Below are 21,881 nucleotides of genomic sequence, written 5' to 3'. Positions count from 1 at the left end.
CTTGCCGGTCCGCAGGGCTACGCCCGACAGGACACGCCCGATGCTCGTCGTAGGGACGGGAACCCCTGGAACGCCGGGGCGGCGCCCTCAGCCTCGCCCGGCGAGCACTTCCGCCCGCCCCTCCGCACGGGCCCGCTCGATGAGCCGGTCCAGTCGCGCCCGGCGCGCGCGCAGCGCCCGGCGCGCCGCCCAGCCCGCCAGCACCAGCGCGAGCAGCACCAGGACGTGCAGCAGCGGCAGCGCCCACGCCGTGTCAGTGAGCGTGACGTCGGCGGGCGCAGGCACATCGTCGGCCTCACCAGCCTCACCAGCCCCACCGGCCCCACCAGCCAGCCTCCCAGCCCCGTCGACCACGACCGCACTGATCACCGCCTCCACGCCGAACGGCCCGAGCGGCCAGACCCCGGGCACCTCGACGCTGACCTCACGCCGCCCACCGGGCAGCACCTCCAGCGCCTCCCCCTGCGGCGCGGACGCATCCGGCCCGCCGAACCTGCTGTGCGCGCCGACCCGCGCGGTGGTGTCCAGCGCGACGCTCCCGCCGTTGACGACGGCGTACCGCATCACGAGCGACCCCGGCTCGAAAAGGCTCGGCCCGTGCGTGAACGACACCCCGAGCAGCTCGGCGTCCAGAGCGGCGACCACTTCCCCCGGGACCCGCAGGTTCATGCGGACACCGACCCGCGACTCCACCTGCATCTCGCCGCCCGAGCGCACCGACGCCGCGACACCGGCCGGGTGGTCGCCGGGCAGGGCGCCCTCGGGCACTGCCACCTCGACGGGCACCACCTCGGTCTCCCCCGGCCCCACCACCACCTCGTCGGGAACCGTGATCCACGCGCCGCCGTCGACGGGTTCGACGGCGGAGGGCCGCATGTCGAAGCTGCCGCGCTCGGTCAGGTAGCCGTCGTTGGCCGACAGGGCGAACGTCACCTCGTCGGCCGAGTGGTTGGTCACCGCCACGTGCTCGGTCGCGCGCTCGCCGGGGGCGAGCTCCAGGTCGACGACGCGGCGCCCGTCCGGCCCCGCGGCGTCGGCCGGAACGACGGACCAGGTGACCCGGCTGTCGTGGTCGGCGGCGAGGGCGGGCCCGGCGAGGGCGGGCCCCGCGAGGGCAGGCGCCGACCAGACGGCCGGCGCGAGGACGGCGAGGGTGAGGATCGCCGCGGCCTTGGTGGGGATGCGCATGCACGGATCTTCCTGGGTCGGTCGCTTCAGAAGACGTGTCGGACGCTCAGATCACCCGGGTGACCTGAGCGTCCGACACCGCGGACGGGATCAGCCCTCGAAGAGGGAGAGGGTCAGCACCGAGCTGTAGTCGCCCGGGGCCACGTCCGCGGGGGTGCGCAGCGTGAGGTCCGCGTTCACGTCCCACGGCCCGGCCTCGGACCCGGCGGCCCATGTGGACAGGAGCAGCTCCTGCCCCTCCAGGCCGACGGCGGCGCCGCCCGACCCGTCGGGCAGGACGCTGGAGACCGGCTCGCCCGCAGCCACGTCGCCCGACGGCGACGGGGTCAGCAGGCGCGGCGCCCAGCCCAGGTACTCGGGCCCGATCGGCTCGCGGCCCTCGGCCGTGAACTCGCTCGCCTGGCCGACGACGGCCCAGTATGCGCCCTCGGGGATCTCCTCGGCGTCCCGGGTGTCGGCCACGGTGACCGTGGGCAGGGTGCCGACGAACTGGCGCGCCTCGGCGTCGGAGCCGTCCTCGGTAAGGACGACGCCGTCGTTCGGCGCCACGGACATCGTCAGGGCGCCCGGGGTGTTGTCCTCGATGCTGACGGACAGGTCGACACCGGACTCGTCGCCGTCGGCGGCCGTGGCCGTGGTCGCGGTGACCGCGAGCGCCCCGACCGTCGCGACGGCCAGGCCCGCGGCGGCCGCGGCGATCCGCTGGGTGGTGCGGTGGTTGTTCATGTCGTCTCTTCTCTTTCGGGGTGGTTCTCGGTCTGGTCAGGAGCAGGACAGGGCCGGGACCGTGAGGTCGTGGCGCACGGTGACCTCCTCGCCGTCGACCGTGGCCGTGGCGGTCACGGAGGCGGAGCCCTCGGGCACCGACGCTGCACGGGTGGCGAACGACTGGTAAGCAGCGCCGCCGGGTGCGACGTCGTCCACCGAGCGCGTCCCGTGCTCGGTGGTCAGCACGACGTCGACCGGGACGTCCGCGCCGTTGACGGCACGGACCGCGACGTGCGCCCTGCCCGCCACGCAGCGCGTGGAAGCCTCCGCCGTCACGGGCAGGTGCGCCCCGGCTGCCGGCAGGGTCAGCGACCGGCGCTCCTCGGCGTTGCCCGCCGTGTCGGTGGCCGCGAACTCGATGACCTGCTCGGTCTCCGTGAGCGCGCGGGTGAACGGCCCGGTGTAGGTGCCCCAGAACGTGCCAGGTCCCTCCCACTGGATCCGGTCCACGCCGGAGCCGTCGCCGTCGGTCGCTTCCAGGGTGATCTCGACGCTCGCCCCGAGGTTCTCGACGTCCGCCGTGGTCACGGGCGCGGCCGAGTCGACGCGCAGCTCGCGCTCCGCCTCGCCGGTGTTGCCCGCCGCGTCGGTGGCCACCACCCGCACGGTGTGCGTGCCGTCGGCCAGCGTGAACGGCCCCTCGTACGGGACGGGCGCGCCGCCGTCGAGCGACACCTCGACCCACGGGTCCGGGTCGCGGTTGTCGGTCGCTCGCACCGTGACCGTGACGGGCTCCAGGTACCAGCCCGACGGCGCGGCGGCCGGCGTCGTGGTCACGGTGATCGACGGCGGCGCGGTGTCCTCGGCGTCGTCCGGCTCCAGCACGAACACCACGGCCTCGGCCGGGACGTCCGTGCCCTCGACCTCGCCCGCCACCAGGAACAGCCCGCCTGCCTCCGCGTAGTCGGCGGGGTCGACGTCGGCCCAGGTCACCGGGATGCGACTGTCCCGCGACCCGTCCGCGTACTCGGCGGTGACGGCGGGCGGCAGCACGGGCGCGGTGCCCGCGAGGGTGACCACGGCGACGTTGTCGACCCCGACGACGTCGCCGGGCGCGCCGTCGCGCACGTACACGGTGCCGGTCACGGGCTCCACGAGGTCGGGCGAGGTGCCCGTGACCGCGAACGAGCCGGGCTCGGCGACGTCGTCGGCCGTGACCTCCGCCCAGGTCACCGCGACCCGGACCACACGGCCGTCCTCGTAGACGGCGTCGATCCGGTCCGGCAGGTCGGGGAGCGAGCGCACCTGCGTGGGGATGTGCACGGGCGTGTGGTCGATCGGGCCGAACGGGTCCTCCAGCTCGGGGTCGACCACGCCGCCGGTGCCCCAGACCTCCCACTCGGAGACGCCGACGGCGGAGTACGTGTTCTCGGCCCCGCCCGCGAGCGCCTGGAAGGTGGCCCGCAGGCGGGTGGTCTCCACGGGCTCGAAGGTGGTCTCGTTGACGCCGAGCCGGTCGGTCGGGAAGCCGCTGGGGGCGGGCAGGTCCGCGAACTCCCCCGCGTCGGCGTCCCAGTACTGGATGGTCCAGGACGTGGGGACGCGCACGTTGTCGCCGTTGGCGTCCGTGCCGTCGGACCAGAACCGCAGGGCCGACCGGTCGACGCGGACCGGCGCCTCCCAGGTGTACTCGAGCCACTGGCTCGCCGGGCGTGGATCCTCGCCCCAGGTGGCCCAGGTGGCGTCGTGCGCACCGCCCGTGCTGACGCCGGCGCCGTCGTTCACGGCGGTGACGCGGTTCCAGGACGCGGTGTAGCTGGCCGTGGGCTCGGCCAGCGGGGCGACGTTGGTGGGCCCGGCGTCGGACGGCTCGGCCGCCGCCGGGGTCAGACCCGCCAGGGCCAGGACGAGCGCCCCGATGACGGCCGCGGCGCGGCGCCCCCGTGCCTGCCGCCGAAAAGCCCTGGGTGCGGTGGTCGTCGTCATGCCATGTCCGCCTTTCCCGCGGTGAGCAGGACGCGCTGGGCGTCCCGCCGGCTGAGCAGGCCGTCGGCCGTGAACCGCTCCGTGGTGCGCTGCACCTGGGCGAGGAAGTCCGCCCGGGTGGCGAACCCGCCGTCGGCCCAGACCGCGTCGAGCAGCGTGGTGCCGTCGGGGCGGGCCGCGTTGGCGACGCCGCTGTCGAGGCCGGCGAACACGACGCGCGGCTCCGCCCGGCGCACGTACATGTGGTAGGTCGTGTGGTCGCCGGACCACGCGGGTTCGAGCACGCGGTCCCCGAGCCGGAAGTAGCCGTCGCCGGTGGGCTCGAAGGCGCTGTCGAGGGTGCCGTCCAGGCCCATGTGCCCGTACAGGGAGATGTCGAGGTAGCTGGTCGACGGGTCCCGGACGAGCAGCACCGTGGGGCCCCACTCGATGCTCTGCACCGCGGGGTCGTCGATGGTCGGCACGGCCCGCACGCTGAACGGCATGTCGACGTCGACCACGTCGCCGGACGCCCAGGTGCGGTCGATGCTCACGTACTCGCCGGGGACGGCGGCGATGTCCTGGGCCACGCCGTTGACGCGCACCGTGAAGCCCTTGCGCACCCAGCCCGGCACCCGCAGGCGCAGGTCGAGCTCGCCCGAGCCCTCGATCGTCAGCCGCGCGGACCCGGCCTTCGGGTACTGCGTCTCCTGGACCACGCGCAGCCCGCGTTCGGGCCAGTCCAGGGTGGAGGCGAGGTAGAGGTTGACGTGCAGCGCGGCGCCGTCGGCCGAGCGCAGGTACACGGTGTCGGCGTACTTCACGTGGTTCTCCAGCCCGGTGCCGCCGCAGCACGTGCCGGTGTTCCCGTACTCGCGGCGGGTGCCGGGGTTCACGCCGTACATGTAGGTGACGTCAGGGCTGGTGTCGGACTGCGTGTTCCGCTTGGAGCCCACGACGTGGTTGAGCAGGCCCCGCTCGTAGAACTCCATGTACTTGGGGTCGAGCGTGTGCAGGTACAGCAGCCGCGAGAGCTTGAGCATGTTGTACGTGCCGCACGTCTCGGCGTTGCGCGCCCCGATGTCGCCCGCCACGGTGCCGGGCGGGCCGAACAGCTCGCCCTCCCCGTGCCCGCCGTGCGCGTAGGTGCGGCCGGGTACGACCATGCCCCAGAACCCGGTGACGGCGTCCAGGTACCGCTCCTCGCCGGTGTGCTCGTAGGCCTTGAGGTAGCCGGGGAACTGCGGGATGTGCTGGTTGGCGTGCTTGCCGTTGAGGGTGTCGCGCCCCTCGGCGCAGGCGTCGACCAGCGGGTCCAGGTCGAACTTCCGCGCCGTGGCGAGGTACTTGTCCTCGCCCGTGATCGACGCGAGGTCGCACAGCACCTCGTTCATGCCGCCGTACTCGCCGGCGATGTAGATGCCCCACATGCGGGTGAGCTGGTCGGCGGGCAGCGGGTCGAGGCGGCCGGAGACCCAGTCCGCCATGGGCGCCCAGATCTCCAGGGCCTGGTCGCTGTCGGCGAGCTGGTAGGCGTCGCGCAGCCCCGCCATGATCTTGTGGCAGGTGTAGTACGGCGCCCAGATCTCGCCGTACGGCGCGTAGCCCTCCAGCCGGCTGAACTGCCACTCCCCGTAGGCGGCGAGGAAGCCCGGGTGGCTGAACCGGCCCATGGCGGCGAGCGTCGCCTGCACCTCGCCCAGCCCGGAGACGATCTGGTCCACCTTGTCCTTGAACGTCTGCTCCCCGGTGGACGCCCACGCGAGCGAGAGGGCGGACAGGAAATGGCCGCCGTAGTGGCCGCGCAGCAGGTTGGCGGTCTGCACGTCGGCCCGGCCCGGGTAGTCGTCGGGACCCCAGGGCTGCTCGTTGGCGTGGCCGAAGCCCTCCCAGCCGCCCGGCGGGTTGGCGCCTCGGGTGTCGAGGCCCGCGTTGCGGCGGAAGACCGCCAGCACCCGGTCGACGGGGTAGACCCGCAGCAGGTGCAGCAGCTGGTCCTGCGACCGCGTGGCGACGCTCGGCGCGAGGCTCACGTCGGCGAGCGGGAACGGGGTGGCGAGCCAGCGGTCGGACGCCGGGGTCCGGTCCAGCAGGCGCAGGTACCGGCGGGGCAGGCGGGCGACCGCCGCCGCGGCCTGTACGGCCGCGGCGGGGGCGGCCCCCAGCGGGGCGGCCGAGGCCGCCCCGCCGGTGAGCCCGAGGGCGGCGACGCCCCCGGCGAGGCCGGCCGCTCCGAGGCGGAGCAGGGACCGGCGGGAGACTTCCGTGTGCTGCGTGCTCGGGATGTCGCGGTGCATGGTGCTCCCTTCCGTCAGCCGCACGTGAGTGCGGGGTACTCGACGCTGATCTGCGTGGTGCCGCGGGCGGCGTCGGACGCCGTGACCGTGACGGTGCCCGTCGTGACCGACGCCGCGCGCGTGGCGAACGACTGGTAGGCCGCGTCGCCCGGGGCGACGCCCGTGAACGACTTGTCGCCGAACGGGCTGGCGAACGCGATGTCCAGCGGCCCGTCCTCGTCGTTCACGACGCGGACGGCGAGGGTGGCGCGGCCCGCCAGGCAGCGCGGCTCCGCCGTGGCGGTGACCACCGGCCCTTCGGCCGGGTCGCCGAGCACCGTGAGCGTGAGCGTGGTCTGCGTGGTGCCGGCCTCGCTCACGTAGTCGGGCAGGATCAGCCGCCCGGTGACCACGTGCACGCCCGGCGTCTGGACCACGGACTCGTCGAAGTCCCACTCGACGCCGATCGCCTGGTTGTCGCGCGACCCGTCGTTGTACGACACGGCCACGCGGGTGGGCAGGTGCGGCAGCTCGCCGACGTTGACCTCCCGCTCGAACTGCTCGGCGCCCTGGATGGCGATGCCGTCCTGCGCCGTCTCGGGCCGCACGTACACCTGGGCCTGGGCGATCAGCCCGTGCTCGCCGTTGGTGCCGTAGACCGTGAACGGCTCGACGTTGGTCTCGGCGACCATGGCCGGCGTGATCTCCTGCCAGGTGAACGGCAGGGTCCCCCGGGTGCCGCCCGAGTAGACGACGTCCAGCGCGGCAGGCAGCTCGGGCACGACGCCGACCGTGGTGCGCATGACCACCGGGCTCGCGACCGTGTCCACCGTGTCGCCGCCCGCCCGCCAGCGCAGCACGCCGGTGCCCGCGCCGCCGGACTGCACGCCCCAGATCCGGACCCGCAGCGCGCTGGCCTCCACCGGCTCGAACTCGAGCTTGTTGTAGGCGTTCCGGGCCAGCGCCCCGGCGTAGGTCGAGCCGTCCGTCAGCGTGACCGGCGTCCACGTGGTGCCGTCGGTCGTGTACTCGACCACGTACGTGTCGGCCCGCGGGGTGCGGGTGCCGCCGTTGTCGTCGTACCAGTAGATGTCCGTCGAGCTGAGCAGCACCGGCGCGCCCCACGAGTAGCGGATCCACGCGGCCTGCGCCGCGCTGGTGCCGTTCTGCGTCTGACCCCAGGTGCCCCAGCCGTTGCCCGCGCCGGGGTTCGAGCTGGCCGGTGTGCTCTCCGCGTTGACCCGGGCCGGGTTCTCCCACGACGCCGAGCCGCTCGTCGTGATGGTGGCCAGCCGCCCGAACTCGGCGGTGGTCTCGCGTTCGGCCAGCGTCACCGTGACGTCGCGGGAGGTGCTCAGCACCCCGTCGGTCGCGGTGAGGCGGAACACGTACTCACCCTCGACGGTGCCGGTCACCCGGGTGGTCAGGGCCGCGTCGTCGGCGAAGATCACGCCCGCGCCCTCGGGCGCCGACACCGTCTCCCAGCCGTAGGTGAGCTCGCCGTCCTCCGGCACGCCGTCGTCGGTGGCGGTGGCCACCAGCACGGTGGACAGGTTGCCGTTCGCGGTGTCGTCCGACGTCGCGGTGACCGTGGGCGGGTCGTTCTCCACCGGCGGCACGGGCCGCCCGGAGTCGAACACCTGGATCTCGGAGATCGCCGTCCACCGGCCCGGAGCGTTGGTGAACGAGACCCGCAGCCTGTCGGTGGTCGCCTCGGGGAACAGCGCCTCGTTCGCCTTGGGGCCGGGCACCTTGGGCGCCTTGGCCTGCTCGGGCACCGCAGCCCAGCCGCCGTCGCCGTCCGGCACCTGGATCGAGTACCGGCGCGGCGGGGCGTAGCCGCCCGCCTGCCGGTCGTCGACGAACCAGACCTTGACGTTGTCGACCGGCACGGCCTCGCCCAGGTCGAGCTCCACGTACCCGGTGTCGCCGTCGGTGCCGTAGTTGCCCCAGTACGGCTCGTTGACCGTGACGCCGTCGGTGACCGCGTCGAGCGAGACGGGCCGCTCGGTGGTCGCGATGGCGCCCGGCGTGTAGTTCATCGAGCTGGTCGAGAACCCAGGCGTGTGGAAGTTGCGCCACGCCGCCGGACGGGCGCCGTCCTGCGTCGCGGACGAGCTCAGGGTCGCGCCCTGGGCGAGGTTCTCCGCGTCCTGCGTGAGGTCGATGCCCGCGGTCCTCAGGTACGAGACCACGCGCTGGTCCTCGATCGGCGTGTCGACGGCGGCGGGCAGGTCTGCGCCGTCGTCGGCCACGACCGTGACGTCCAGGCCGTCGTCGGACCCGACGACCTCGTTCGCGGCCGGGTCGTAGACGAACCCGCCGATGCGGTCCGCGCTCACCTTGCGGTCGCCGTCGACGAACAGGGAGTAGCCGGCGCCGAGCCCGTAGTGCGTGCCGTCCGGGTCCCAGACGATCGTCAGGTCGTGCCCGTGGTAGCGCAGGTTGTTCACCATGAAGTGCTCGTAGCCGAGGTCGATCGGGTCGAGCTCGAGCAGGTCGTCGGACCGGGGCTGGATGCCGCCCATGTCCTCGACGAAGATGTAGCTCATGTTGCCGAGCATCACGTGGTTCGGGTTGTTGCGGTTGAAGGTCTGGTCGGCCGCGTTCCAGCCCGAGTAGTACTCGGCCTGGTTGGCCACCCGCGCGTCACCGTTCGGGTAGATGCTCCACGCCATCCAGTCGAGCAGCTTGGCCGCGTACTCCGGCGTGATGTATCGCTGCTCCGGGTCGTAGTCCCGCAGTGCGGCGCGCACCCCGCGGTACTGGACCGTGAAGTTGATGTTCGAGAAGTTGTTGGACCCGCCGATCGAGAACTTCGACCGGTCGTACTGGTTGGCCGTGTAGAACGGGAAGACCGGGAAGTTGTCCCCGTAGCGCAGGAACCGGAACCCGTCGACGTACTGCTCCCAGTCGTCCGCGGGGATCAGGTTCTCCGCGTAGACGTCATACAGGTTGGACTCCTTGGCCGGGATCAGGTCCCGCTCGTCCGCCGGCAGCGGGTTGGCGCTGCCGCCCGACGACGCCGCCGACGTCGCCCCGTGCGACGTACCCGCGAGGAACATCTGCGTCTCCTCGCTCCAGAGCCGGTCGAGCACGGCCGCCTGGATGCGGTCGGCCTCGGCCGCCGTGCTGGTGACGCGCTCGGGGTCGGCGCCGGCGATCTCGTAGAGCTTGCTGGCGGCGTCGAACGCGCCCCAGACGTAGGCCGACTCGGGCCGCTCGATGGTGCGTGCGCCCGGCGCCCCGCCGTTGGAGCGCGGGTAGCCGAAGCTGATCGCGTCGGCGTCGTTGCCGGGCATGTAGTTGGTGTCGTAGGCGATCAGGCCGTCGTCGTTGCCGTCGTAGTGCTCGAGCTGGCCCACGCCGTCCTGCTCGAAGTAGTACGCGAACCGCTCGGCGACGTCGGCGCCGCCGCCGTGCACGTTGTACGCCTCCAGGCCGGCCGTACCGAGGTACTGCGAGTAGTGGTTGTTCCAGCTCGTGTGGCCCGGGCTGTCCAGGAACGCCGACGAGCCGGACAGCTCGCCGACGTTCAGCACCTGCCCGTAGGCGAGGTACGGGTTGCGGATCCACTTGGTGTCCTGCAGGTGCATCGGCTGCGTCAGCACCACCGAGTTCTGGTAGAGGTTCACGCCCTCGATGGTGGTCGGGTACTGGTACACATAGCCGGGCTCGTTCGCGTCCAGGCTGTTGTAGCGCTCGCCCCACCAGCGGTAGACGATCGCCTTCTCGATGGCGGGGTCCGGCACGTCGATGTACGGGATGTCCTGCGCCCAGCGCTCGTTGAACGCGGTCACGCCGGTGCGGAACGCGTCGTCCGGGGTCAGGGCCGCGTACTCGCGGAGCTGCTCCTGCCCCGCGGGCAGGGCGGCCGAGTACAGGGAGCCGACGACGGACAGGTCCACCGTGCCGCCGGCCGGCACCGTGACCTCACGGTCCAGGTCGGTGCCGCTGCGCGTGAAGCCGTCGGCCTTCAGGCCCACGGTGACCGACGACCACGGGGTGTCGACCAGGCCGTTGTTGGCGCCGCTGGTCAGGGTGCGGGTGCCGGTCAGCTCGTCGTCGGCGTCAGCGGCGCCGCGGGCGATCGGGGAGGCGGCGCGCACGGTGAAGGTGACGTCCGCGGCGCCCGGGTTGGTGAACGTCAGGGCGGACAGCGCGGTGTTGTCGTAGGTGATCAGCTTGCGCAGGTCCGCTGTCACGCCCGTCGAGCCGATCGTGTAGCGGGCCTTGGCGTGGCTCGGCGCGTTGAACCGGGCGCTGCCCACCTCGCTGACCGTCTGCCCGGGCACGGTGATCGTGTAGAACGCGCCCAGGTCGTTGGGGCCGCCCGCGAAGGCGTTGCCGCCGAAGCCCATGGTGCTCCAGCTCGCACCGCCCGCGCCGCGCAGGTACAGGGTGCGGCCGCGGGTCTGCAGCACGTTGTTGCCGGAGGCCCCGGTGACGCCGAGCACCCGGTCCAGGTAGAAGTCGGTGCCCCCGGCGGCGACGTCGGCGTCGAAGATCGAGCGGTACATGCTGTCCGCGGTGTACGGGACACCGGGTTCCAGCGCGTCCTCGACCGTGTCCAGGTTGCGGTAGACCGGGTCGCCGATGTCGAGGGAGTCCGTCAGGCCGTCGGTGTAGACGCCGACGTCGTCCTCGTTGCCGGGCAGCACCGCCGCGCGTACCGCGGGTGCCGCGTGGGCCGCGGGCAGCACCGCCGCGCCCCCGCAGACGGCCATCGCGGCCGCGGCGAACGCCGCCACCGCGCCTCTTCGTGTTCGTGCCGACATCACATGTCCTCTCCGTCGACGGCCAGGCACTCGGACGGACGAGGTGTGCCGCACGGGCGGAGGCGGCGCATCCCTGCGCACCCCACCCTGGCTCGCGACGTTGTCCGCCAGGTGGTGGTTCCCGCCGGCCCGCTCACCATCGAGGGGCCCGGCGCGGACCAGTGAAGCATCACCCCTCCGGGTCCGGCAATGGTTTTCGGTGTTTTCGGTATGAGATCACCCCGTGCGGCCACATCCGTACCGAAAAGTGCCGAAACCCATTGTTGGCGGCACGGCCGTGTGCCAGGGTCGGCCCGTCAGTGCGCCACGAAGAAGTGCCACGACAGGAGGACAGGGATGAGACAGGTCCGAGCAGGACGGCCGGCCGCGGCCGGCACGCTGGCGGTGGTGCTCGCCACCGGGCTGGGCGCCGGGGTCGCCGCACCGGCGGCGCAGGCAGCCGACGCGTACGACTTCACGAGCACGCAGAACCCGATCCTGGCCGACGGGAGCTACTACTCGGCCGACCCCGCCCCGCTGGTGGTCCCCGCGGGGGCACCGGGCAACGACACCGGGGCCGACCAGCTGTACGTCTACACGGGCCACGACGAGGCCGGCGAGACGCGCAACGACTTCGTCATGAACGAGTGGGGCGCCTTCGTGACGGCCGACCCCGACGCGGGCGAGTGGACGCACCACCCGTCGCTGATGCGCCCGGAGGACGTGTTCGACTGGGCGACGCCGGGCCGCGCGTACGCGGGCGAGGTGCAGGAAGGCCTGGACGGCCGCTACTACTGGTACGGCCCCGTGCACGAGGTGGCCAGCCCCGCGAGCGACAAGTTCGGCATCGGCGTGGCCGTGTCCGACTCCCCCACCGGCCCCTGGACCGACCATGCGGGCGGACCGATCGTCTCGCAACGGCTGCCCGCGCCCAACACGATCCACAACATCGACCCGACCGTGCTGGTGGACGGCACCGGCGACGACGCCCGCGTGTTCATGTACTGGGGCAGCTTCGGCAACCTGCGCCGGGTCGAGCTGGCACAGGACATGCGGACCACCGTGGGCGACGTCCGGACCGTGACGGGCCTGACCGGGTTCTTCGAGGCGCCCTGGCTCTTCGAGCGGAACGGCACCTACTACCTGGCCTACGCCGGCAACAACGCGGGCCCGACCAGCGCCTGCACCCCGGCGAACTACCACGCGTGCATCGCGTACGCGACGGCGCCGTCGGCGGAGGGGCCCTGGACGTACCGCGGCACGGTGCTGCCCCCGGTCTCGTCCACGACCAGCCACCCGGGCATCGTCGAGCTGGACGGCCAGTGGTGGATCGCCTATCACACGGCCGACGCCGTCGGAGGCAACCACTTCCGCCGGTCGGTCGCGCTCGACAAGGTCGAGTGGGACGACACGCAGGACCCGCCCCGGATGCGCCCGGTCACGGTCACGCCGGAGCGGCAGCCGGACCGCGCACCGCGCGCGAACATCGCGCAGGAGGCGCGGGTCACGGTCTCCAACGACCCCGTGCCCACGCAGTACTGGGTCAAGGCGCTGAACGACGAGATCGTGCGGCCCAACCCGCTGCCCCCGGACATGTGGGGCACGTGGACGGGCAACAACCCGCCGCAGCAGTGGGTGCAGTACACGTGGGACCAGCCGGTGCGCGTGGCCGGGTCGCAGATCGAGTTCTGGAACGACCAGCCCCGCGGCTCGGGGGTGGGCGTGGCCGCGCCGGACTCCTGGCGCATCCAGTACTGGGACGCCGACGTCGGCGCCTGGGCGGACGTGCCCGGCGCCTCCGGGTATCCCACCGGCACCGCGGGCTTCCAGTCCACGTCGTTCGACGCGGTGACGACCACGCAGCTGCGCGCGGTGTTCGACGCGTCGACCAACGGGTCCACGTACTCGGGCGTCGCCGTCGAGGAGTGGAAGGTGCTGGCCGAGCAGGCCGCTTCGGTGGCGCCGGGCCGCATGACCGTGGAGGTGGGCGAGACCGACCTGCCCGGGACGGTGCGCGCCGACTATCCGGGCGGTGTGTCCCTGCAGGTGCCGGCGTACTGGGACGCCCTGTTCGCCGACGACGTCGCGTCGCCCGGGGAGCTGACGGTGCAGGGGTCGGTGCTCGGGTACGCCGCAGGGCGCGTGCAGGCGACGGTGACCGTCCTCGACCCGTCGGAGACCTCGGGCGACGAGACGCCGCCCGAGGTGACCATCACCCCGAGCGGCAGCGCCGGCACGGGCGGCTGGTTCCGCTCCGCGGTCCGCGCCCGCGTCGCGGGAACGGACGACGGCGGCGGCCGGGTCACGCTCTCGACGTCGGTCGACGACGCCGCGCCCGTCGTCACCGAGTCCGTCCGCTACACCGACGTGGAGGTGACGGGCGACGGCGAGCACACGGTCACCGCCACGGCTACCGACCGGGCCGGCAACGTCTCGGCGCAGGCGGCGCTGGACGTGCGGATCGACGCGTCGGCACCGCGCAGCACGGCGACCGTGGACGAGGACGCGCGCTCCGTGGCGGTGACCGCCGCCGACGCGACGTCCGGCGTCGCACGCATCGAGGTGGCGGTGGACGGCGGCGGGTTCGAGCCGTACTCCGGCGCCGTGTCCGCGCCCGACGGCGACCGGCACGACGTGCGCTACCGCGCCGTCGACCGGGCCGGCAACGCCGAGACGGCCCGGACCGTGACGATCCCCGCCGACCTCAGCGGGCCGCTGACCGGCGACGTCGCGCCACTGGCGGCGCCGACGGCGTCGTACACGGCGGGCTGGAACTCGGTGCTCGCGCTGAACGACGGGCTCGACCCCGCGAGCCCGGCGCAGGCGCAGCTCTGGGGCACGTGGTCGGGCAACCACCCGGCGACGCAGTGGGTGCAGTACACGTGGCCCCGGCCGATCCGGCTGACGGCGGCGGAGATCAAGTTCTGGAACGACCAGCCGCAGGGCACCGGGGCGGGCGTGGCCCGGCCGGACTCCTGGGAGCTGTCGTACTGGGACCAGGACGCACAGGCCTGGGCCCCGGTGCCCGATCCCTCGCCGGCCGGCACGAGCGCCACGGAGTTCAACCGCATGACGTTCGGGCAGGTCACGACGTCGCGCCTGCGGGCGACGATCCATGCGAACGGGAACGGCAGCCAGTACGCAGCCGTGGCCGCGACCGAGTGGCGGGTCATCGCGGACGACCCGGGGACGGGGCCGGTTGGACCCGCCGTGACCGTTACCGCTGACGCGCGCTGCGTGGGCGGCAGCGCCGCCCTGGCCGTGCGGGCCGTGAACGACCACGACGGGCCGGTGGACATCACGCTCACCACGCCGTACGGGACGCGTTCGTTCAGTGGCGTGGCGTCGGGCGCGGCCGCATACCAGTCGTTCGCGGTGCGGTCGGCGTCGGCCGAGGCGGGGGCGGTGACGGTACGGGCGACGGTGGCTGGTGGGGCCGGGGCTGATGGTGGTGTCGCGGCACCGTCGAACGAGGTCACGGTCGAGTACGAGGCGGTGAACTGCCGCCCATGACCCGCTGACGGAAGATCCGCCGCGGACTTTCCGACGTGCTCGGCACGGCTCGACCGGGCGGGCGCGGCGAGGCCAGGCGGGACGGGGGCGGGGCGGGGCGGACGTAGGTCCCGCGCGCGAAGGTTGTCCCCGGCACGTGTCGGGGACAACCGAACGCCGAGCTGGCCTGGCGTCCGACGCGATCTGCCCGACGCCGTCGGTCGCGTCGGGGCAGCCACGCAGAAGTGCGCTTCTACCCAGTCATGAGGCCCGGAAAATCGCACGTTTTCGGGCCTGATCACTGGGTAGAAGCGCACTTCCGTGGCGGGGCCGGTCAGGTCAGGTCAGGGTCAGAGGGTCGGGAGCCAGACGCGCATCGTGGCCGGGCCCCGGTTGGCCCAGTCGTGGTACGGGACCAGCGGCACGTCGTGGAGCTCGGGGCGCGGCGCCGGGTCGAGGTCGGCCGCCGTCGCGTACGGCCAGCCGGCGACATCGGTGTCATCGCTGTCACCAGCACCAGCAGCACCCCGGCGCCCCGCGCGGACGTACACCGCGCCGTCCACCTCCCACGGCGGCACGGAGGCATCGACCACGATGTCGTCCACCCCGCCGTCCGCGCCACCGCCGTCAGACCCGGGCCCCATCGCCGCCAGGTCCACCGACTCCAGGCAGTACACCTCCGGGCCGCGCTGCACCGCGACGCAGCCGCGGACGGCGTCGATGTGCGGATCGGGCACCACGAACCGCGGAGCGGTGTCGAGGTCGAGCACGACCACGCCGTCAGCCCGCGGTCCGGCCACCTCGACCAGCCCCGGGCCCACCTCGCGGACAGCCCCGTCGTCCACCCGAACCCTCGCAGAAGAAGACCAGGCCGGCACCCGCAGCGTGAGCGTCCAGTCTCCCGCGGGCGCGGCGACGACGCGCACCTCGACGCGCCCGTCGGCCGGGTAGTCCGTGACGACGTCGAGCCCCACGTGCTCCCCCGACGGCAGCTCGGCCCGGATCTCGGCGGGAGCATACTGGTGGAGCTGCACACCGCCGTCGTCCACGGTGGCGACGTACGCCGCGAGGCTCGCGAAGGTGCGCGCCACGTTGGGCGGGCAGCACGAGACCTCGAACCACGGGGCGCGCAGCGACGCCTCGGCGCGCTTGCTCACCACGTCGGTGTCGACATGCTCGGCGGGAACGCGCTGGTGCAGGGTGTTCGCGTAGAAGAACGACCGCCCGTCGTGCGCGGGCGAGGTCGCGACCACGTTGGTCAGGGCGCGCTCGATCGCGTCGGCGTGCTCGGCGCCGCCCCGGGCCAGCAGGAGCCGCCACGACACCATGACCGAGCCGACGCTCGCGCACGTCTCGGAGTACGCGCGGTCCGGGGGCAGCACCCAGTCGTCGCCGAACGCCTCGTCCTGGTGGTGCGAGCCCTGCCCACCGGTCACATAGGTGCGCCGGGCCTGGGCGCGCGCCCACTGTCCGGCGACGGCGTCGAGCAGCGCGGTGTCGCCGGTCTCGACGGCAACGTCGACTGCGCCCGCGGCCAGGTAGTTGGCGCGCACGGCGTGCCCGTGCAGCACCTCGGCATCGCGCACGGGCACGTCGTCCTGGTAGTAGGAGCGGCCGAACTCGATGTCGGCGAGCACGCCGTGCCCGCGCCGCTCGACGAACAGCGCGGCCTGCGCGAGGTAGCGCGGCTCGCCCAGCGCCCGGCCGAGCTCGGCCAGGCCCACCTCGACCTCCGCGTGCCCGCAGATCCCCTGGTTGCCGTCCGGGCCGAAGGTCGCGCACACGTGCTCGGCGCTGCGCCGGGCGACCTCGACCAGGCGGTCGTCGGTGCCGCCCGTCCGGGCCCGCGCCGCCGCCGCCTGGAACAGGTGGCCCTGGCAGTAGAGCTCGTGCCCCCACTCCAGGTCGGTGTAGCGCGGCTCCTGGCCGGGGCGGCCGAACCGGGTGCCGATGTACCCGTCCGGCTCCTGGGCCGCGGCCACCCGGGCGACGATCGCGTCGAACCGGCCGCGCAGGCCGTCGTCGGGCCGGCGGCCGAGCTCCCAGGCCATGGCCTCCAGCAGCTTGTACACCTCCGAGTCGCTGAACTCCCGGCCGCGCCGGCCCTCGGCCAGGCCGCCCGAGACGGCCAGGTCGAAGTTGGCGAGCCAGCCCTCACGCTCGAGCCATTGCTCGATGTGCGCCAGGGTCGCGGTGGCGTTCACCTCCTGGCGGCGGGCCCAGGGACCACCGGTGATGCGCACCTGGTCGAGGCCGAGGGGCCGCAGGCGGCCGGTCGACGGCGCGACGGGCGTGGGCGTGGCGGCGCCACGGTGTCCGGTCGGGAAGAGCATGCGGGGACCTCCGGGAAGAGATGGACGGGCTGGACGGGGCACGGGGCGGTCAGCCCTTGAGCGCGCCGGACATGAACCCGCGGACGTAGTGCCGCTGGAGCAGGAGGAACAGGACGACGCACGGCAGCGCCATGACGACGACGCCGGCCTCGGTGGCGCCGTAGTCGACGATCCCCATGACCTGCGCCCGGAGGTTCGCCACGGCGAGCGGGAGCGGGATCTTGGTGGAGTCGGAGATGAGGATGAGCGGCGCGACGAAGTCGTTCCACGCCGCGAGGAAGGCGAACAGGCCGACCGTGATGATCCCGGGCTTGACCGCCGGGAGCAGCACGGTGCGCAGTGCCCGGAACGAGGAGCAGCCGTCCACGAGGGCCGCCTCGTCCAGCTCGCGCGGGACGGCGTCGAACGAGATGCGCATCATGAACGTCGCGAACGGGAGCTGGAACACCGTGAGCACGAGCGCCAGGCCGACCAGCGTGTTCTGGAGCCCGATCGCGTTGAGCATCACGTACAGCGGGATGAGCAGCGTGGCGTACGGGACCATGAGGATCGCGAGCGTGAGCAGGAACAGCACGTTGCGGCCCGGAAACTTGAAGCGGGAGAACGCGTACCCGCCCAGCACCGAGGCCACCAGGGTGAAGAGCACCGTCATGGTCGAGACCAGCGTGGAGTTGAGCAGGTACTGGGGCAGCCCGGCCTGGTACTCCATGAGGGTGGCGTAGTTGCCCAGCCCCCAGCCATCGACCTGGCTGCTGCCGGGCTGGGGCGCCACGGAGGCGACGCCGGCCCAGATCAGCGGGAAGACGAAGACGAGGGCCAGCCCGCCGGTCAGCACCCAGTACGGCGTGCGCAGGGCGATCCCGGCGAGGCGGGCCCGGGGCGCGCGTGGACGGCGTCGCAGCTGGGGCCGGGCCGGGCTGGCGGGGAGTGCGGTCGTGGTCATGTCAGTCCTCCTGGCCTGCGCGCATGGCACGCATCTGGGCCACGTTCACGACGACGAGCACGACCAGGACGACGATCGACAGCGCGGCCGCGATGCCGAGGTCGTTCTGCCCCTGGAAGGCCACGTTGTAGATGAGCTGGACGACCGTGAGCGTGCTGTTGTCCGGCCCGCCCTTGGTCAGGATGTAGAACTGGTCGAACGCCAGCAGCGAGCCGGTGACGCAGAGCACCGTGCACAGCGCGAGCGACGGGCGCAGCAGGGGCAGCGTCACGTGGACGAAGCTCTGCCACCGGTTGGCACCGTCCATCCGGGCGGCCTCGATCACCTCGTGCGGGATACCCTGCAGCCCCACCATGAGGAGCAGCATGTAGAACCCGGCGAACCGCCAGACCACGAGGAAGACGGTGGACCACAGCGCGCTCTCGGGGGTGCCGAGGAAGGACACCGGCCCGTCGGCCAGCCCGAGCCGCTGCAGCAGCGGCGACAGCGGACCGACCTGCGGCGAGTACAGCGCGTAGAACAGCAGCGACGCCGACGCCAGGCCGAGCGCGCTGGGCACCAGGATGGACGTGCGCAGCACCGCGGACCAGCGGCTCGACTCCTGCACCAGCAGCGCGAGGCCCAGGCCGAGGCCGATGAGCAGCACGGTGGCGATCAGCGTGTACTTCAGCGTGAAGGCGACCGAGTCCCAGAAGAACCGGTGCGTGAGGGCGTCGACGTAGTTCTCGGGCGCGTTGAGCCCCTGGTTGCCGGCCAGGAGCGGCCAGTCGGACAGCGACATCTGGCCCACCAGCAGCACGGGCAGGACGAACAGGCCCACCACGAGCAGGGCGGTCGGCGCGGCGTAGGCCCAGCCGTGCAGGGCACGACGGCGCGCGACGGCGACGACGGCCGGCCGGGTGGGCGCGGGGGCGGATGGGGTGACGGGCACGGGGCTGCTCCTCGTCGGCAGGGCGAGTAGACGGGGCGCGTGGTCCCGCCGCGACGGAGCGACGGCGGGACCACGCAGGAGGGGCTGCGGCGGGGCTACTGCCCCAGGACCGCGGTGATCTCCTCGTTGTCCGGCTCCACGGTGCCGCCGTCGCCGAACACCTCGTTGCGGATCATGGTCATCCACGGGCTGCCGGGGGCGTTGAACGCCTGCTGGAAGTTGATCGCCAGCGGGGTGCGGCCCTGGGCGGCCACCTCGTTGACGGCCAGCACGCGCGGGTCCTTGGACGAGTACTCGTTGTCGGCCAGGTCGCCGCGCGAGACGACGTCGCCGTTCTTGGCCAGCACCTCGACCTGGGCCTCCTCCGACATCAGCCAGGACATGAAGTTCCAGGCCTGGTCGGCGTTCTCGGAGTCCTTGGAGATGCCGATGCCGTCGCCGCCCACGAAGGTGGATGCGCCGCCGTCAGGCCCGGGGATGGGCGCGACGCCCACCTCGCCGAGCGCCTCGTCCGCCGTGGCGAGCATGGTCGCCGGGAACGGCATGACGCCCACCTCGCCCTCCAGGAACGGGCCGGTCCAGGTGGCGCCGGTCTCCTCCTTGGAGCCCTCGCCCACGGCGTCGGACTCGACGAGGTCGCGCCAGACGCCGTACACCTCCTGGGCCGTGTCGCCCGCCAGGAGCGACTCGGTGCCGTCCTCGTTCATGACGTCCTCGCCGCCGGCCCAGATCTGCGGGAACCAGGTGAAGACGAGGCAGCCGCCGCAGTTGCCGCCGAAGTAGGTGCCGTTCACGTCGCCGCCGAGCTCGTCGACGGCCTTGGCCTGCTCGGAGAACTCCGCGAGCGTCGCCGGGCCCTGCTCGGGGTCCAGGCCCGCCTGCTCGTAGAGGTCCTTGTTGTAGAACATGACCGAGACGTCGAGCACGAACGGCAGCACGTGCTGCCGGCCGTCCAGCGTGCCGCCGGCCAGGTGGCCCTGGTTGATCTGGTCGGCGTGGTCGAGCTCCGCGATCGCGTCGGTCACGTCGGCGAACAGGCCCTGCTGCACCCAGTTGGGCACGTAGACGATGTCGGCCGCGAACAGGTCGGGCAGGCCGCCGCTGCCCGCGGCGGCGCCGACCTTCGCGACGTAGTCGTCGTTGGGCACGACGGTGAGCTCGACCTGGTTCTCGTGCGACGCGTTGTACGCCTCGACCAGCAGGTTCGCCTGCTGCTCCAGCGGGGCGCGGGTCCAGAGCGTCAGCTCGGTGCCGTCGTCGACACCCTCGGCCGAGACCTGCGCCTCCTGCGTGCCGCCGTCGGCGTCCGACGTGCCGCACGCGGCGAGCACCGAGCCCGCCAGACCGGCCGCGAGGAAGGAGGCCACGAGCCTCGCGCTCGCCCTGCGGTGGGTAACCATCATCAGTCTCCTTGACTTCGTCGTCACTCGGCCGGTGGATGAGCATGTGGGAGACCCGATGCCGAAACCGTCCGAAAAGGCTTTCTGTGACTGTAGGGTGGGCGTGCCACCGCGTCAAGGACGAACCTTCGTCACGTTTGTGTTACACCTTTTCGGTACTGTTCGACCTCGAACTCCCAGGAGGAAGCCATGGCCTCGGGCGAAACGCCGCGCAATGCCACCCTGACCGACGTCGCCCGCCTCGCGGGGGTCTCGATCGCCACCGCCTCGAAGGCCATCAACGGCCGCGCCCAGGTGCGCGCCGAGACCCGCACGCGGGTACTCGAGGCCGCCGAGCAGCTCTCGTTCGCGCCCAACGCGCTGGCGCGCGGGCTGCTCCAGGGCCGCACCGGGACGGTCGGCCTGCTCACGTCCGACCTGGAGGGCCGCTTCTCGATCCCGGTGCTGATGGGCGCCGAGGACGCCTTCGGCGCCGGCCAGGTCTCCGTGTTCCTGTGCGACGCCCGCGGCGACGCGATCCGCGAGCAGCACCACATCCGGGCGCTGCTGTCGCGCCGCGTCGAGGGGCTGATCGTCGTCGGGTCACGCACGGACCCGCGCCCGCCGCTGACCGGCGACCTCCCGGTGCCCGTGGTCTACGCGTACGCGCCGTCCGAGAACCCGGAGGACATCTCGATCACCGCCAACAACGTCGAGGCGGGCGGGCTCGCGATCGACCACCTGCTGGCCTGCGGACGACGCCGGATCGCGCACGTCACGGGCGACGCCTCCTACGCCGCGGCGCAGGACCGCAGCCGTGGCGCGCAGCGCGCCATGTCCGAGGCCGGGCTGGAGCTCGTGGGCGGCCGCACGTTCTTCGGGTCGTGGAGCGAGGGCTGGGGCCGCGGGGTGGCGAGCATGATCCTGGACCAGTACCCGGACGTCGACGGGTTCTTCTGCGGCAGCGACCAGATCGCCCGCGGCGTGCTGGACACGCTGCGCGAGAAGGGCCGCGACGTGCCGCGCGACATCTCCGTGATCGGGTTCGACAACTGGGCGGTGCTCACCACGAACACCCGCCCTCAGCTCACCAGCGTCGACATGAACCTGGAGCAGGTGGGCCGCGTCGCCGCGCGCCGGCTGTTCGAGGCCATCGAAGGACAGGCGGCCTCGGGCATCGAGGAGCTACCGTGCCGCATAGTCACCCGGGAGTCGTCGGTCCCGGTCCCGTGACCGTTCCCCCGGCGAAAGGAGGCTGACGTGGCGTGGGCGGAGCTCGTCTTCGACCTCCTGGGGGTCTTCTTCTTCGCCGTCTCGGGCTCGCTGCTGGCCGCCCAGCGGCAGTTCGACGTCGTGGGCTCGCTGCTGCTCGGCACCCTCGTGGGCCTGGGCGGCGGCATCCTGCGCGACGTGATCCTGGACGCCGGCGTGCCGCGCGCCTTCGACTCGCCGATCTACCTGGTCCCGCCCGTGGTCGCCGCGGTCGTCGTGTACTTCTTCGCGCACGTCGTGCACCGCTTCCACGACGTGCTGATCACGTTCGACGCCGCCGGCATGGCGCTGTTCTGCATCACCGGCACGCTGGTCTCGCTGGCCGCGGGCATGAACCCCGTGGCGTCCGCCATCCTCGGCCTGATGACCGCCGTGGGCGGTGGCGTCATCCGCGACGTCGTGGCCAACGACGTGCCGCAGATCTTCCGGGCCCGCGGCCTGTACGCGATCCCTGCGCTGCTCGGGGCGGCCCTCACCAGCCTGCTGGCCTCGGTGGGCTGGCTCAACCTCGGCACCGGCGCGGCGATCGCCGCCCTGGTGTTCGCGCTCCGGATGGTCTCGCTGCGGTACGGCTGGGAGGCGCCGCCCGCCGGCGAGCAGACCCATGAGCAGACCAGCGGCACCTGACCCTCGCCGC

Annotated in this window: 12 protein-coding genes; 3 read left to right on the top strand and 9 right to left on the bottom strand. The window is 72.9% G+C overall.

Going from position 1 to position 21,881, the window contains the following annotated elements; translation table 11 throughout:
• Nucleotides 1-87 precede the first annotated feature (87 nt).
• The 5 genes from ACH47X_RS02960 to ACH47X_RS02940 all read right to left on the bottom strand — a co-directional run bounded on the left by ACH47X_RS02960 (nt 88) and on the right by ACH47X_RS02940 (nt 10,915).
• Entirely contained in the window at nt 88-1,188 is a 1,101-nt protein-coding gene (locus tag ACH47X_RS02960) for a WxL protein peptidoglycan domain-containing protein (protein WP_397401229.1), read from the bottom strand.
• A gap of 90 nt (nt 1,189-1,278) precedes the next feature.
• On the bottom strand, nt 1,279-1,914 hold the full coding sequence (locus ACH47X_RS02955) for a hypothetical protein (protein ID WP_397401227.1): 636 nt from the start codon (nt 1,912-1,914) through the stop codon (nt 1,279-1,281).
• 36 nt (nt 1,915-1,950) lie between these two features.
• Complete coding sequence (locus ACH47X_RS02950) at nt 1,951-3,882, bottom strand: Ig-like domain-containing protein (RefSeq protein ID WP_397401225.1); 1,932 nt, start codon at nt 3,880-3,882, stop codon at nt 1,951-1,953.
• A complete protein-coding gene (locus ACH47X_RS02945; protein WP_397401223.1) occupies nt 3,879-6,158 on the bottom strand; it encodes a glycoside hydrolase family 127 protein in 2,280 nt (759 codons plus the stop codon). The genes ACH47X_RS02950 and ACH47X_RS02945 overlap by 4 nt, the downstream gene beginning before the upstream one ends.
• Before the next feature lie 14 nt (nt 6,159-6,172).
• Nucleotides 6,173-10,915, bottom strand: coding sequence for an Ig-like domain-containing protein (locus ACH47X_RS02940; RefSeq protein WP_397401221.1), 4,743 nt, complete (start codon nt 10,913-10,915; stop codon nt 6,173-6,175).
• Nucleotides 10,916-11,251: 336 nt separating this feature from the next.
• On the opposite strand from ACH47X_RS02940, the gene ACH47X_RS02935 reads away from it, so the two are divergent.
• On the top strand, nt 11,252-14,407 hold the full coding sequence (locus tag ACH47X_RS02935) for a family 43 glycosylhydrolase (protein WP_397401219.1): 3,156 nt from the start codon (nt 11,252-11,254) through the stop codon (nt 14,405-14,407).
• A 329-nt stretch (nt 14,408-14,736) separates the two neighbouring features.
• Here the strand turns inward: ACH47X_RS02935 and ACH47X_RS02930 are convergent, their stop codons facing one another.
• The 4 genes from ACH47X_RS02930 to ACH47X_RS02915 all read right to left on the bottom strand — a co-directional run bounded on the left by ACH47X_RS02930 (nt 14,737) and on the right by ACH47X_RS02915 (nt 19,996).
• Entirely contained in the window at nt 14,737-16,719 is a 1,983-nt protein-coding gene (locus ACH47X_RS02930) for a glycoside hydrolase family 127 protein (RefSeq protein ID WP_397401217.1), read from the bottom strand.
• Nucleotides 16,720-16,768: 49 nt separating this feature from the next.
• On the bottom strand, nt 16,769-17,662 hold the full coding sequence (locus ACH47X_RS02925) for a carbohydrate ABC transporter permease (RefSeq protein ID WP_220454686.1): 894 nt from the start codon (nt 17,660-17,662) through the stop codon (nt 16,769-16,771).
• 1 nt (nt 17,663) lies between these two features.
• A complete protein-coding gene (locus ACH47X_RS02920) occupies nt 17,664-18,593 on the bottom strand; it encodes a carbohydrate ABC transporter permease (RefSeq protein ID WP_397401214.1) in 930 nt (309 codons plus the stop codon).
• 95 nt (nt 18,594-18,688) lie between these two features.
• The gene (locus tag ACH47X_RS02915) at nt 18,689-19,996 is read right to left on the bottom strand and encodes an ABC transporter substrate-binding protein (RefSeq protein ID WP_397401212.1); all 1,308 of its coding nucleotides are present in this window, start codon (nt 19,994-19,996) and stop codon (nt 18,689-18,691) included.
• Between the two features lie 186 nt (nt 19,997-20,182).
• On the opposite strand from ACH47X_RS02915, the gene ACH47X_RS02910 reads away from it, so the two are divergent.
• Both ACH47X_RS02910 and ACH47X_RS02905 read left to right on the top strand, forming a co-directional pair.
• Nucleotides 20,183-21,205 carry a LacI family DNA-binding transcriptional regulator gene (locus tag ACH47X_RS02910; protein WP_142033793.1) on the top strand — a complete coding sequence of 341 codons (1,023 nt, stop codon included), beginning with the start codon at nt 20,183-20,185 and terminating at the stop codon, nt 21,203-21,205.
• Between the two features lie 27 nt (nt 21,206-21,232).
• On the top strand, nt 21,233-21,871 hold the full coding sequence (locus tag ACH47X_RS02905; protein WP_397401210.1) for a trimeric intracellular cation channel family protein: 639 nt from the start codon (nt 21,233-21,235) through the stop codon (nt 21,869-21,871).
• The last annotated feature ends 10 nt before the right edge of the window (nt 21,872-21,881 follow it).

The organism is Promicromonospora kroppenstedtii (assembly GCF_044389675.1).
Taxonomy (GTDB): domain Bacteria; phylum Actinomycetota; class Actinomycetes; order Actinomycetales; family Cellulomonadaceae; genus Promicromonospora; species Promicromonospora kroppenstedtii.
This window is presented reverse-complemented; position numbering and strand designations above follow the sequence as displayed.